Genomic DNA, 13,847 nt, shown 5'->3' on the forward strand with positions numbered 1-13,847 from the left:
TGGGGGCATCATCCCGCAGCTACCCAAAACTCCGTGTCCGCGCTGGCGCGCCACCACCTATTTGAGCCTCTGCCCTTGAACTAGCTCGTGAAGCGGGACACCGCGGCGGAAGGAACATGAATGGCGGCAGATCGTCGTTGACGGGGCACGTGTGATCGGATGGACGTACCGCGCTGCGGCGCTCCTCTTCATGTTTTCCCTAGGAGGCACTGCCAACGCCGCATGCGATCAGCGGGTCGCAAAGTCGATTGCCGATAAGGTGAGTTCTGAAATTGCGATCATGATCCAGTTTACGAAGGCGGCTTGTATGCCGGCTGCGGAGGCGGACAGGTGCTCGATCCTGTGCTTCTCTGATCTAAGAATTCTGGGGATGAACCGGAACATCGTCCTGGTCTTCATCACGGCTTCGGCAGGGAAGAAGATGCGCGACGCCGGACTGTCAAAATTCGCGGACATTGTTTTTGCGGACCGAGACCTCCTTGACCGCAAGCGCGCGCTCCGCTTGTCCGCGCAACGCGCATCGGCTCTTCAGACAGGCTTCGCCACCTAGGGGGAAAAGCCCGAGGCGATGGCAACCAGGATCGGGGCCGAGTACACCGAGACGGCCGTTTCCAAATAACGGGGCAGGATCCGCCGTCGTACTGGCGGACCCGGGGACGCTGATGGGCCACCGCTGCCGAGGCCCAAAAGGATAATACGCCGCGGGTGACGCGCGAGAGCGCACGCGTACTGCTTGAAACCTGCGGCATAGCTGTTGGCGCGGATTACGTCAGCCTCAAGCAGACCCAGACAGCCCCGCTGCTGGCAGATGCTGAGCGACGGGGCTATCGGCCACTACGCAGTTCAACCATGTCCCCTGACATGCACTTCTACCATTATGTTGACCGCACGGCCCGGCGAGCATCGCGCGGCCTAGACCGCCTCATGGCGATGCCGAAAGGCGCGGGCGAGCGATGGAGCGATAGGTCCTATTCGAAGGCACCGATTGCAATGCTTTCGAGTTGACGAATGCGGCGCCAAACATTCGCGATTTCCATCGAAAGCGCGATGTCCAACCCGTGGGCAGCGATCCTCCAACGCTCGTCTTTGACGTTCACTTCCTGGCGCCTAGTCTGATGCTCCTTAACTGGAATGTCCTCCTCGCCTTCCTCATAGCTCAGTCCCGATGTCTGCTGTCGCATGATCGTGACGAGATCAGTCAAGCCGGCGCGGAGTTGTTCAAGCGCTGCAATTGCTTCAACGCGACACCGTTGTGTGGCCGATGCATCGGGGTTGCGTTCAGCGTATAGGCGCACCGAGCGAAGCGCAGTGTCGCAGACTGTCATCAGGCCGAACGCATCTTCCGGCCATGAGCTGTAAATGTCATGCCACGACAGCTCGTCATACTCCCACAGAAGGCGATCTATCCGAAGGTCGTCGACGGCCTTCCGGATGATGTCTCGTTCTTCTTCTAACGATACCGCGGCTTTCACAATCATAGAAACGGCGGCGGCTGCTGATTGTCGGCGTTGCTCTGCAAGCTGGCGGTACACAGGTCGCGCAGCCAAATAAGCCGCCAACAATGCGATAACGGCCGCGATCGACGTTTGCCAATCTTCCAGTCCGGTCCAAAAGCTCTCGGCAAATACAGGGCCAGCAGTCCCCGTCCAGGCGATCAGAGCGCAACTGAGCAGAAGCAACGAAAAGGCGATCAGGTCGGGCTGTGGCTTGCGCATGCTATGGATCGGACGTCGAAGGCGGGTTGCGCTCGCCGCGGCCGGCAGGCGGAGACGATGAAAGACCGGCGAATAACGCGGATAGGTTAAGGGCGGGTTGCCAGGCTGGAAGGCAAAGTCGCCGTCGTCCACACCCACGAGCCGCAGTAGTGTGAAGCCGGCGCGGTCCGCAATGCTGCCTCACGTCAGCATTGCATATTTTTTCAGTGACAGTCGGGTTGAAAGCGTTCAATCACACTCCGGGCTTGGCCGTAATCCAAGCCATGGGGAAACACTTCGATGGAAGAGTACGCGGCCTACATGCTCGGGCCTGATGGGCAAATCGTCCATCGCGTAAATATCGTCTGCGCAGACGAAGACACGGCGAAAAAACGAGCCCATCAACTCGCGAAGGATTGTGCTGTTGAGCTCTGGCAGGGCGCACGCAAGATCGCGGAATACCCGGCGCGCCACTGAGGCGGGGGGCCACCTTGTTATTGACTGAGCCGCCGTTCGAGACCTATGAGGATTGGCGCCTCCAGTGAGAGTGGGCGGCTTGGAAACACCGACCTGGCGCTGCCGTTACCCACACAGCTGCCGGAAGGCATTGCGCAATGTCTTTGCGGCGAGCTAGTGCGACTAATCCCGCACCGCGCACCGTCCGATCCCCGCATGAAGCTTACCGCAGAACGTCCAAGCGTCGATCCGGGAGACGCGGCCCGCAGGACTTCGACCGCGCCGCGATGTCGGCCCCGAAAAGCAGGGGCGCAAATGTCGAGGCCCAACTTCGGCAACGTCGTTCGTCGGGTCGACTGGAACGACGCGCGGGTCAATGGGTCCGGTTCCTCGCTGAAGAAAGGAAGATGACGGCGCGCGAAATCGCGCTGGACATCGGTCTGGCAGCCAAGCAGGCGCCGCGGATCTTCGAACTGTGCAAGCGCTGCGATATTCGGTTGTCAGGGCAGGGCGGCAGGCCGGCGAAGCTCGCGTCTGTAGCGTGGCCGTGCAGGATCGCAATTCCGACCTTCTCGCGCGCCTTGCGGCGCGCCACTCGCTCGATCCGAGCCCGATCGCCGCAATGATCCTGAACGCCGCGATTGAAACCGGCGACACCTTTTGCGAAAATCTTTTGGATCTGGATGCCGGGCAATGACGCTGGACGGAAGGGCAGGCGACCATATGGTTTCGAGGGATGTTGACCCGGAGCTTTGGGAAGCGATCAAGGCTGAGGTGGCCGCTACCTTTCCGCCTCAGCCGGAAGAGACGTTCATTGCGTGGTGCGCTAGGGCGCGCGAGGAAAGTCATAACCGGCGTGCGCTGCTAGCGGCAGAGATTGGCCTTGCTAGCAATCGGTTACAGCGCGACCGGCAGAGGCGCAAAAGTGCGTGGATCGCTGCCGCGCGGCTTGCGTTCGATCCGGGGGCGCGGTCCGGCTGTGCGTGCTGTGGCAAGTACGAAGGATTGACGGAAGCGCACCACATTCTGCCGCTGGCCGTCCAGTATGACGCCGGGGCTGTCAGTCCGATCCATGAGCACATCTGGCTTTGCCCTACGCACCATGCCGCACAGCACGTCTTCATTTCTGCACTGCTGGCCAACAAAACTGTTCGCATTTCCGGCGTTCCGCCGGCGGAGACTGATGCGCTGCATTGGCTCAACGTGCGTTGCGTCGAGCTGCTCATCTCCCTGCCAAACTGGCTGAGGGTCCGAAAATGACCGGCATTTGCCCAGGGCTGCGTCTGTCAGATTTAATGACGCTTGCCAAGAGGTTCCAGATTTAACCTGATCGCGCGACATCAAGCTTAACTCGCGACTTCGATTGCAGCCGCACCTCCAACTGCTAACTTTTGGCCACCGGACATTGCCCCGTCCGGGTCCACCCCAAGGCGAAGTCGTCGCGCCAATATATTCGGCGCGACGCTTCGTTTGATCACGGGCCGTTTCAATTGGAAGAGCAGCCGGACCACGAAACGCTTGATCTCATCGAGATGCGTCGGCAACTCACAGGGCTGCGATCGCAGCACTCGGACAACCTTACGATAGCATCGCTACTGAACCGCTTCCTCGTGAAGATTGCGTTCCTCTCGGAGCCTATAGATCCGAAGCACGAACAGTATCTCCGATCTGAGTTTGCACAGACGCTGAAGAAGGTAGAGGCGATCACCTCGCGCAAACCAGAGGCGAAGCGACCGGCTACCATTAAGCCATCCAAGTAACACTAACGATCGTATCTCATTGCGCTTGCCGGCGGCGGCGCCGATGCTAGACGCAGTCGCGAAGTCGTCCTTGTTTCGCGTACTGACGCCTTCGCGGCGAGGGGCCGCCGGCCCCTCGGTCGACGGCCCCGCCCAGTGCGGCCGGGCCTCGAAGGGACGGGCAATCCAGTTCACCGCCTTTGCCAAGCGACGTTCCCGGCGATCCGGTCTAGATCGGGGCCTAGCGCGTTGGCGCGGGTCGCGTCGCGGCGGATCGATCGTTCCGCCGTTCCGGTCTTGCCGCATGTGTCGGCTACGAAGCTGGCCAAGTTGGCCACCTTCGTCTTTCCGCCGCTGGCCTTTCCGGGGCGGCCGCCGCTGCCTCGTCTCCGGATGCACCGCTTCATAAGCCCGCCTTCCGCTTCGCGATCAGCTTCGCGCGCAGCGCCGGCTGCGACCGAATGGACGTACGCTTCCCAATCCCACTCGCTTCAATGGCTCTTGCTCATCATTGCCGTAAGATCCGAGCGAGATGTTCAGCCCAGCGCTCCAGCGCATCTCGCATTTCAGTTTGGTAACGAGCCCGATTGTATACCCCCGCTACGCCCGCGCGGTGGCCGCTTACGTGGTTCAAGATCGCTTCTACGACATGCGGCAGGACGCCCAACCGATCCGCCATCACGGTTGCAGCCGTGCGACGAAGGTCATGCACGGTCCAATGGGGTAGGGGCTTAGCATCCTGATCTGCTCCCCTCCGCGCTGTAAGAATCCGCGCATCAAGCGCGGCTTTCGATTTGGACCAACCGGAGAACCCCCGGTCCCTGTCGCCTTTTCGGCGAGGACCATCGCCAAAGACGCAATCGCGATCATCCCGCCGGGGCGGTAACAAGGCCAAGGCGGCCGGGACGAGCGGCAGTACATGCTCACGATGGTTCTTGGTGCGAGCGCTGGGCAGCGTCCAGCGCTCGTCCGTGGTATCTAGCTCCGGCCATTGCATTCCGCCGACCTCATCGCGCCGCTGAGCGGTGAGGAGCAGCAAGCGCACTATGCGTCCGTAGTCGTCATCACCGCATGCCTGCCAAACCTCGGCTAGCTCTGCATCGGATAGCACCCGGTCCCGGGATTTCGGCTGTTCGGGACGGTTGGTACCGAGCACCGGGTTTCCCGGAATGTCGAGTCCCTCTCGAATAGCCCAATTGAACATTGTGGATAGGGCAGTCCGAGCGCGGGCGGCGGAAACGCCCCCTTGCTGCGCTGCAATCTCCGCGACTCGCGCCGCAACATGGCGGCGGGTGATCTTGAACACGGAGACTGAGTGCAAGGGCTTCCAAGCGACCAACAGGTAGCGTTCGATCTCGGAATACGTGCGGGGCCGCTGCTTCTTTTTGGCCGCGGCGAGGTACTCGCCGGTGATCTTGCGGAGTGTATCGGCCGTTTGGAGGGTGGCCTCCGCTTTGTGGTCTGCCGGGTCCTTTCCATCTGCGACCAGTCCCAGCAATCGCTTGGCTTCCCGGCGCGCCTTCTCTGGCGTCCAGGGTGACCCGTGTGGCCCGATCGTGAAGAACCGCTGGCGACCGAATAGTCGGTACTTGAGCACGTACGTCGCTTGATCGCGCTGACGCCGCACGCCAAACCCCCGCACCGCTTCCTTATGGCCCGCATCCCAGATCGCGTCCCCCGGGGTGAGCGCCTGCACAGCCCTGATCGTGATACTTGCCGATGCCATGCGAGCTCCATCCTGTCCTGCGGCTAGCTACCACATAGCTACCACAACAAGACAAAGCGAGGCAAACGACAGCGCAGGCGTTTCTGCCTGTCTCGCTGATAATAAAAGGAAAATAGAACTTCAGCGTAGTAGGTGGTAAGCGCAGCGGCGACAAGTTTCTGTCTGTGGAACAGGAGGTCGGTGGTTCGAGCCCACCCAACTGTACCAGCGGGGTCAATATTTGAGATCAAAACAAAGAAATCAGCAGAATTCGCTTGAGGCGATAAAGCGGCATCAAGCAGGCAAATCGCTATTCCTGATGTGTGCAGGGATGCCGACGATGTTAGCGATTTTTCGCCAGATCCTGCGAAAGCCGTACTGCGACCATGGTCGGGCCGACGCCTCGTAAATGACAACAGGACCAGCAGATGGCTTCCCGCCATAGAAGACAATGGCGTGCGCCAATTCCTCCATAACCATTGGGAAGACCTTTAGATCGTGCTGAGTCACTCGTGATCGCTTGGTGGTCATACGCAGAATAAGTTCTTCATCAATCTGCTCCCATCGAAGACCTCTTCCACTTACCGTATTTGGGATGTGAAACATCGGATGGATCAGCCTCATCATTCGGCACCCATTCTCCAAGCACTTCTTTTTGGGTAAGGCGCAGCTCAAATTGAAGAGCTTGCGCGAGCGCAATGGAGAAATAACCGATTTCCCGAGCTTTGTTCCGGAGCGCGGTGGCTTGATCTGCGGTCATCCTTGAGATGCGTGGAGTGGAGCTAGCTTGAACGCGAGCGAGGCTTAGGACTTCGAAAAGACGCGCGCACTCTCTATCTTCCAGTATCGTCGCGCCAAATCGAAACACCGCGCTTAGGCGTCCCGTTAGTGCGGAGGCCATCGCGGCCTTGCCATTAGCTACCCAATCGCGCTGCCAAGCAACCAATGTGCGGGCACGAACGTCCCTCAGCCGGTACTCTCCTTTCTCTGCGGCGATGCGCGCTAACATTCGACGATGCCTCACGCGGACCTCATGTTTCAGCTCATGGAAAGATGAGTCTGGATCGATTTGGTATTCCGTAATCAAAGTCCCGAGCGTCAAGCTCATCGGTTAACCTATCCGTTCACAAAGTAGGTCCCAAAAATAATTATCACGATCGCTATTGTGCCGACGATACCGAGAACGCCCTCGGCTTTTATCGTCGACCCGAAAATTTGGATTTCCATTCTCTGTCGTTGTTGCACGGCGACTCTCCCTTGGATCAGACCTAACCCTTGTGCTCGATCTCCGGGAGAAGGCAATCGAGTGCCTTCGAAAAATCCTAATACCTCGCAATCTCATGCACTTAAGACACTGCGCGGTAGGTTATCGCTCTATGCGAAAGAGCGACAACCTGCATTTTTCCAAATTGCTTTGCCTTTAAGTTCAAGCGCCACCAGCATAATTTCTGAGCGGTGCTGATTGTACTGTCTGCTGATCAGCAACTGATGACTGACATCCACTGAGCAGCTCTAAGAAATTCAAAGACTTAGACAGGCTGTCGCTCTTTACCATGGAGCGATAACCTGAAGAGAAAGTGCGACTAGATGGGAAGCGAGCCGCCGCCGAGACGCGGGACAAGGGAGCGGCGGCTCGCTTTGCCTGCCGGGATTACGGTGACAGTGCACTAAACTCCTAATCCCGCGCATGCGTGCCATCAGAGTGCTGGCGAAAGCCAATCTTGTGCGCGGTCACCGTAGCTCCTCGGTTCGCAATGCGATATCGGTAGCGAGCCAAAGATATTCATGGACAAGCAAGCCAGGCAAAAAAGATCGTGAGTTTCTTCGAACGTCTCAAGACAGAAGCATCCGTTGAGTGGCGGGCCTACACCGAACATCCCTTCACGAACGGATTGGCAGACGGCTCGCTCCCCGAAGCGGCGTTTCGTCACTACCTCGTCCAGGATTACCTGTTCCTCATCGAGTTTGCTCGCGCCTACGCGCTGGCGGTCTACAAGTCGCCCAGGCTTGCCGACATGCGTGAGGCAGCGGCCGGCCTTTCGGCCATCCTCGATGTCGAGATGAACCTGCATGTGAAGCTCTGTGCCGATTGGGGCCTATCCCCGGCCGATCTTGAACAGGCCCCTCCGGCGGCCGAGATGCTGGCCTATACACGCTATGTGTTAGATGCGGGAATGCGCGGCGATCTGCTGGCACTCAAGGTGGCGCTTGCTCCCTGTGTGATCGGGTACGCGGAGATCGCAACGCGGCTCGCCTCGCGACCCCATGCGGATGCCGCGACCAACGCCTATCGCGTCTGGATCGCGGAGTACGCCGGCGTGCCGTACCAGGAGGTCGCTGCCAAAGCCCGTGCGCACCTCGACCATCTCGCCGATCTCTACGCCAGGCCGGCCCGCGAGGCCGAGCTGACTGCGATCTTCAAGGAAGCCACCCGGCTCGAGGCAGACTTCTGGGAGATGGCCTGGCGCGAGGGCCAGCGTGTTGCCGAATTACGGTAACAGTGCGCGAAACTCCTGCGGACTCGCATCCCGCCTCACGCGATCATCGCCTTGATCTGCGCAGTATCCGCAAACTCGATCAGCTCGGCGATCTTGCCATCCTGAAATCTGAACAGGTCCAGGATCTCGGTGCTGAAAGTCTTTCCGCTCGGATTGTATCGAACGACAACCCGGGAAAGCGCGACGTCGAGCCTGCATGCCTATCCGGCGCGAGGGCCGCGGTCGTCTAATTCAGACGGGTGCAATTTGCCTCACTTCCGTGCGCCCGCCGTCGACCAAGGCTTCGGATCTTCTCTCGGTGGTGGTCCATTGAGTTGGAGCTCCCAGGACTCGAATGGCGGACTCACTTGGAACCCGCGGTCGCAATAGCTCCGGATCCATTGGGCGGCACGGTGCTCCGCATACTTCGCGTTAACGGGCATACCCTGCTGATCAAACTCGATGACGTTCGCAAAGATCGCATAGGCCTGCTCCATCAAGCTCGGCTCTGCTAACATTACCTGGCGATATTCGATCCCTTCGAGAAGAGGATGCCCGACGGAGCCAGCAGCAATCCAATAGCTGAAGCTACGTAACGCTCCCGAGAAGGCGGCGCTTAGCTTTGAAGGATGATTCATGTTCGAACACCATAAAGTAGCAAGTGAGCCAAGCTCCGCCGTCGAATCAATGCACGGCATTACGGTGACAGTGCACCAAACCAGATTCCGGAGGGGTGCCATGAGACCTCTGGCGAAGGCCAATTTTATGCCCTGTCACCCTAACTCTAGCCGCCTCACGTCTGGGGCAACATCCCGAAACCAGCCAACATCAATAACTTTTGGAGCCTGAGAAATGATCTCAGCCGAATACTGCCGACTTATGGCTCGCTACAACACTTGGCAGAACGCCTCTTTGGTAACGGCCGCCGACAGGCTGACCAACGAGGATCGCTGGAAGGATCGAGGTGCGTTCTTCCAGTCGATCGCAGCGACATTGAACCATCTTTATTGGGCTGATGCCCTGATACTGGAGCGACTAAAGGGGAACGAGCGTCCAGAGGAAACCATCAAGCATTCCCTCACAGATCCCTCGGATTGGGATGCCTTCAAGGCGCTCCGCTTGCAACGGAACGCGGAAATCGAAGCGTGGTCAGCGCGATTGGTCGATACGGACCTGAACGGGATGCTTGTTTGGTATCCGGGGGACGGTTCAACTCGGATCGAGAAGCCAAAGACGCTCGTGGCTATTCAACTCTTCAATCACCAGACTCACCATAGAGGTCAGGTCCACGCGATGTTGACGGCAGCGGGTGCAGAGCCACAGCCGACGGACCTTCATCTTCTGGCGTAGCTCGTGCGACGCTCCAATCCATCTCATCGCATGTCAGGCAATCATCGCCTTGATCTGCGCCGTATCCGCAAACTCGATCAGCTCGGCGATCTTGCCGTCCTGAAATCTGAACAGATCCAGGATCTCGGTGCTGAAAGTCTTTCCGCTCGGATTGTATCGAACGACAACCCGGGAATGGACTGCGACGCGGTCACCGTCGACCAGCTCAGCCAGGATCTCGCGGCTTTCGAAGCCGAAGTTGGCAGTGAACTGAGTGAAAGCCTCGCGCAGGGTCGGGTGCCCCTCCATACGTCCCGTCAGTTCGAGCGCGCTCTTGTCACCCATCAAGATGAACGCGCCCTCGGGATGAAAAGCCATCACGAGGCCTTCGACGTCCCCGCCGCCGCGCGCGGCGTAGGCGGTCCTGATCAATGCGAGCATCTCTTCGCGCTGTGCCATGTCAACCCTCCCTGCAGCACGTATCAGGGCAGCCTAGCGACCTTTGCGTGTAAAGGCAAAATCATCGGGACGATGCTGCGCGTGCTCAGCGCGCCACCACCCACACCACCACCGGCAACGTCACCGCCGCTAGCAACGTGCCCAGGGCCACCGCGCCCGACACCGGGTTCACCAGCCGCTGATACTGCACCGCGAAGATGTACGCATTGGCGCCGGTCGGCATCGCCGCGAACAGCACGACGACGCCGGCAGCGATCGGCGGCAGGTCGAGCAGCTTGGCCAGCACGAATGCAGCCGCCGGCATCGCCGCTAGCTTCAGCGCGCACATCACCAGGATGCTCAGCTTCTCGCCCTTCACCTCGAAGCGAAACAGATTGATGCCGAGCGCGATCAGCGCGGTCGGCGATCCCGCTTGCGCCAGCAGCTCGATGGTCCGGTCGACGACGGGGGTGAGGCCGAGGCCGGTGAAGCGCCAGACCACGCCAAAGCCAATCGCCAGCATCAGCGGGTTGCGGGCGAGATCCGTGAGCACGGGCCAGATCACTGACAGTGCCGAGCCGGTCCGCTTGCGGTTGACCAGCTCCATCTGCAGGATGCCGCAGAGCCAGAGCAGCGGCGTGTTCACCGACAGGATCAGCGCCATCGGCCCTGCGGCCTCATTGCCCAGCGCCGAGAGCGTCAGGGGAATGCCGAGCATCACGATGTTGCCGTAGACCGAGCCGATCGCGAACACGACGCCGTCTTCGCTGGTACCGCGCCGCGCGCGCAGCAGCGCCGAGATCGCCAGCGCCGCGATCCAGATGACGGCCAGCGCGCCGTAATAGGCGCCCCACATCCGGTAGGGGCTGACGTCGGGGAATTCCGACACGACGATGGTGCGGAACAGCAGCGCCGGGATCGCGATGCTGAAGGCGAACTCGGAGATGCCCTTGTGCGCGCTCTCCGAGACGAAGCGAAACAGCACCGCGGCATAGCCGGACGCGATCAGCGCAAACACCGGCGCGACGATCAGCAATGTGGCCATGCGCCGCTACGACCCCAGCTCGATGATCCTGCGCGCCATCCGCACATTGGCATAGTCGATCATCTTGCCGTCCAGCGTCACCGCGCCCTGTCCGTTCGCCTCCGCCTGCTCCATGGCGTCGACGATCCGCCGCGCCTGGGCCAGCTCCTGCTCGGACGGCATGAACGCGCGCAGCGTTAGCTCGATCTGGTCGGGATGGATGACCTGCTTGCCGTCGAACCCCATCGCGGCGGCCTTTTGCGCGCTGCTTTCGGTCAGCCTGGCATCGCGGAATGCGCCGCAGGGGCCGTCGATGGCGTGAAGGCCGTGCGCGCGGGCGGCCACCAGGACGCGCATCATCGGATAGGCAAACAGGTCGAGCGGGGCGGAGGCATAGCCGCTTTGCGCCGATCCCACGTGACGATAGCCGTCCGGCGACACGCCGATGTCGGAGGAGCGGGCGCCGATCGACGCCGCGAAATCGCCGACGCCAAGATGCAGCGCGGCGACGCTGTCGTGACATGCGGCGAGCGCGTCGACATTGACCAGACCGAGCGCCGTCTCGATCAGCAATTCCAGCGCCACCGGTGTGGGGCGATCGGGGTTAGCTGCCCGCAACTGCTCGGCAATCCCGGCGATATCGCTGGCGCGCTCCGCCTTCGGCACGATCACCGCATCCAGCCGGGGAAGGGTAGCCAGCGCGCGGATCTCCTGCGCGATGAAGGGGCTGTCGACGGCGTTGATCCTCACCGTGACGCGCTTGTTGCCCCAGTCGAGCGAGGCGAGGGACTGGACAGCTTCCTCCAGCGCAAGGCCCTTCTCGGACGGCGGCACCGCGTCCTCGAGATCCATGAACACCGCATCCGCCGTTGAGGCCGCTGCCTTGGCGACAAGACGGGAGCGATGCGCGGGAACGGCGAGGTAGGCCCGCGTGGGCCGCAGCGAGACCATCGTCAAATGTCCTTCGCCAGACCGAGTTCGCTGAGGATAGCCTGGTTGTGCTGTCCCACATCCGGCACCGGATCCATCCGCGGCTTGACGCCTGGAATGGTCAGCGCAGGCAGGAAGCTCATCACCGGCCCGCACGGCGAGCCGACGCTCTGCACCCGGGACCGCGCGCGGAGCTGCTCATGCGCCAGGAAAGCCTCGACCGAGTTCAGATGCGCGTTGGCGATCGCGGCCTCATCCAGCAGTCGCAGCACCTCTTCGCTGGTCATGGATGCAAAGCGCTGCTCGATATGCGCCTGTAGCTCGTCGCGGTTCTGCATGCGCAGCGGATTGGTGCGGAAGCGCAGGTCGTCGGCAAAGCCGGCATCGCCGAGCACGATGCGGCACAGCGATCGCCATTCCCGATCGTTCTGGATGCCGAAGAAGATGGTGTTGCCGTCGCCCACCCGGAACGGGCCGTAGGGTGCGATCGTCGCATGCCTGGCGCCGGTCCGCGGCAACGGCCGTCCCGTGCTGTGCGTGTAGAAGGCGGGATAGCTCATCCAATCGGTAATGGAGTCGAACAGCGAGGCCTGGAAGGCGGTGCCCTTGCCGGTCCGCTCGCGGCGATACAGCGCCATCAGCACGCCGTTGAGGATGTACATGCCGGTGGCGATGTCGACCACCGACAGCCCGACCTTGGCCGGCTCCGCCTCGGTGCCGTTGATGGCGAGGACGCCGGCCTCGCACTGAACCAGCAGATCATAGGCCTTCTTGTCGCTGTAGGGGCCGCCGGGGCCATAGCCTGAGACGTCGCAGGCGATGATGCGCGGATGCTTTTGGAGAAGCGATGCGGCATCGAGGCCGAGCCGCTCGGCGGCGCCGGGCGCGAGGTTCTGGATGAACACATCGGCCTGCGGCAGCAGGGCGTCGAGCACCTTGCGGCCGTCCTCGCTCTTGATGTCGATGGCGAGGCTTTCCTTGGAGCGGTTGGTCCAGACGAACTGGCTCGACATGCCGTTCATCACGTGGTCGTAGTCCCGGCAGAAGTCGCCCGCGCCCGGCCGCTCGATCTTGATCACCCGCGCGCCCCAGTCCGCCAGGTGCCGGCTCGCCAGCGGCGCCGCGATCGCCTGCTCGAGCGAGACCACCGTGACGCCGGACAGCGGCAGCTCCGCTTCATTCGCTTCCATGAGATCGCTTCCTCTCGTGCGCTTTTCGACCAGCGCAGGAGACAGGCCGATCACCCCACGCGCATCTTTTTGGATGGGACATGATGCCCCTGTTTTGCCCGACAAGTCAAACCTGGTTTCGTCAAATCCTAAGACGAAATGCGCTGCGATTACCGTGGCTTGGCTACTGTGCATGGGGTTGTTTTCGCAGTTTTGTGTTTAGTGCTTCCCCCGCACGCAGCTGTCATCCCCCGCCTTGTGCGCAATTGCGCACAAGGCCGGGCGACGACAGTGGAGAGGTTGCCGAGCGGCACCCGCCTGTTGCCAAGACCGCACAGGTCCGACCTTTCGCATCTGCCCTCGTTGCCAACGAACCGCCGTTCACCCACTATTCCCTCCGACTCGACATGTGGGGGGATCGATGCCGGCGTTTCGCTTCAAGACATCCTTGGCTGCTGCAACCCTCGGGATGGCCCTGGCCGCTCTGATCCAGCCCGGTACCGGCTTCGCCTACACCCCGGAGGAGCAGCAGGCCTGCACGCCGGATGCGATGCGGCTGTGCGGCGAGTTCGTTCCGAACGTCGACGCCATCACGGCCTGCATGATCAAGAAGAAGGCGCAGCTCTCGCCGCAATGCCGGGTGTTCTTCCGCCCCGGGCCCGAGCCGGGCGAGGCCCGCGCCGGCAAGCCGACCAGCATCGCGCCCAAAACCGCGAAGAAGAGCACCAAACCCAAGAAGAAAAAGACCAGCGACGGCTGAGCGCGGGATAGCCCGCGTTCCTTATCCGAAACTTCGTAATGTAACGGACTTCTTTTGTTCGCGCAGGCCGCGCTGATGCCTGCGGCAATTGCGAATGTGCGAAGGAAAAGAGTCGGGTAAGGGTTT

At 61.0% G+C, this 13,847-nt stretch carries 15 protein-coding genes; 7 read left to right on the forward strand and 8 right to left on the reverse strand.

The annotated features are described in order from the left end of the window. Window positions 1–190: 190 nt before the first annotated feature. Window positions 191–550: a hypothetical protein gene (locus GGD66_RS33755; RefSeq protein WP_210321764.1), complete on the forward strand. Its 360-nt coding sequence runs from the start codon at window positions 191–193 to the stop codon at window positions 548–550. Between the two features lie 418 nt (window positions 551–968). Here GGD66_RS33755 and GGD66_RS33760 read toward each other — a convergent pair whose 3' ends face one another. After that, window positions 969–1,847 (reverse strand): hypothetical protein, encoded by an 879-nt coding sequence (locus GGD66_RS33760; RefSeq protein WP_183260956.1) that lies wholly within the window; start codon window positions 1,845–1,847, stop codon window positions 969–971. Window positions 1,848–1,994: 147 nt separating this feature from the next. Between GGD66_RS33760 and GGD66_RS33765 the strand changes: the two genes are divergently transcribed. From GGD66_RS33765 to GGD66_RS33775, 3 genes are all read left to right on the forward strand, one after another. Further along, on the forward strand, window positions 1,995–2,171 hold the full coding sequence (locus GGD66_RS33765) for a hypothetical protein (protein WP_183260958.1): 177 nt from the start codon (window positions 1,995–1,997) through the stop codon (window positions 2,169–2,171). 520 nt (window positions 2,172–2,691) lie between these two features. After that, window positions 2,692–2,847, forward strand: a complete 156-nt coding sequence (locus tag GGD66_RS33770; protein WP_183260961.1) for a hypothetical protein — start codon at window positions 2,692–2,694, stop codon at window positions 2,845–2,847. After that, complete coding sequence (locus tag GGD66_RS33775) at window positions 2,844–3,410, forward strand: hypothetical protein (protein ID WP_183260963.1); 567 nt, start codon at window positions 2,844–2,846, stop codon at window positions 3,408–3,410. The genes GGD66_RS33770 and GGD66_RS33775 overlap by 4 nt, the downstream gene beginning before the upstream one ends. Before the next feature lie 987 nt (window positions 3,411–4,397). Here the strand turns inward: GGD66_RS33775 and GGD66_RS33780 are convergent. Both GGD66_RS33780 and GGD66_RS33785 read right to left on the reverse strand, forming a co-directional pair. After that, entirely contained in the window at window positions 4,398–5,615 is a 1,218-nt protein-coding gene (locus GGD66_RS33780; RefSeq protein ID WP_183260964.1) for a site-specific integrase, read from the reverse strand. Between the two features lie 529 nt (window positions 5,616–6,144). Continuing rightward, window positions 6,145–6,702, reverse strand: coding sequence for a hypothetical protein (locus tag GGD66_RS33785; protein WP_183260966.1), 558 nt, complete (start codon window positions 6,700–6,702; stop codon window positions 6,145–6,147). A gap of 706 nt (window positions 6,703–7,408) precedes the next feature. Here GGD66_RS33785 and tenA point away from each other — a divergent pair. After that, a complete protein-coding gene (tenA, locus tag GGD66_RS33790; protein WP_183260968.1) occupies window positions 7,409–8,092 on the forward strand; it encodes a thiaminase II in 684 nt (227 codons plus the stop codon). Between the two features lie 251 nt (window positions 8,093–8,343). On the opposite strand, the gene GGD66_RS33795 is transcribed toward tenA, so the two are convergent. After that, window positions 8,344–8,709: a hypothetical protein gene (locus GGD66_RS33795; RefSeq protein WP_092260583.1), complete on the reverse strand. Its 366-nt coding sequence runs from the start codon at window positions 8,707–8,709 to the stop codon at window positions 8,344–8,346. Between the two features lie 214 nt (window positions 8,710–8,923). Here GGD66_RS33795 and GGD66_RS33800 point away from each other — a divergent pair, with 214 nt between their 5' ends. Then, the gene (locus tag GGD66_RS33800) at window positions 8,924–9,421 is read left to right on the forward strand and encodes a DinB family protein (RefSeq protein ID WP_183260970.1); all 498 of its coding nucleotides are present in this window, start codon (window positions 8,924–8,926) and stop codon (window positions 9,419–9,421) included. A gap of 33 nt (window positions 9,422–9,454) precedes the next feature. On the opposite strand, the gene GGD66_RS33805 is transcribed toward GGD66_RS33800, so the two are convergent. The 4 genes from GGD66_RS33805 to GGD66_RS33820 form a co-directional block, all read right to left on the reverse strand. Continuing rightward, on the reverse strand, window positions 9,455–9,859 hold the full coding sequence (locus GGD66_RS33805; protein WP_183260972.1) for a nuclear transport factor 2 family protein: 405 nt from the start codon (window positions 9,857–9,859) through the stop codon (window positions 9,455–9,457). 85 nt (window positions 9,860–9,944) lie between these two features. Beyond that, window positions 9,945–10,883: an AEC family transporter gene (locus tag GGD66_RS33810; protein ID WP_183260975.1), complete on the reverse strand. Its 939-nt coding sequence runs from the start codon at window positions 10,881–10,883 to the stop codon at window positions 9,945–9,947. A gap of 6 nt (window positions 10,884–10,889) precedes the next feature. Then, complete coding sequence (locus GGD66_RS33815; RefSeq protein ID WP_183260977.1) at window positions 10,890–11,813, reverse strand: CoA ester lyase; 924 nt, start codon at window positions 11,811–11,813, stop codon at window positions 10,890–10,892. 2 nt (window positions 11,814–11,815) lie between these two features. Then, on the reverse strand, window positions 11,816–12,982 hold the full coding sequence (locus GGD66_RS33820) for a CaiB/BaiF CoA-transferase family protein (protein WP_183260979.1): 1,167 nt from the start codon (window positions 12,980–12,982) through the stop codon (window positions 11,816–11,818). A gap of 400 nt (window positions 12,983–13,382) precedes the next feature. On the opposite strand from GGD66_RS33820, the gene GGD66_RS33825 reads away from it, so the two are divergent. Continuing rightward, window positions 13,383–13,721, forward strand: a complete 339-nt coding sequence (locus GGD66_RS33825; RefSeq protein ID WP_183260981.1) for a hypothetical protein — start codon at window positions 13,383–13,385, stop codon at window positions 13,719–13,721. Window positions 13,722–13,847: the final 126 nt, after the last annotated feature.

Origin of the sequence: Bradyrhizobium sp. CIR48 (assembly GCF_014198315.1) — a bacterium.
Lineage (GTDB): Bacteria > Pseudomonadota > Alphaproteobacteria > Rhizobiales > Xanthobacteraceae > Bradyrhizobium.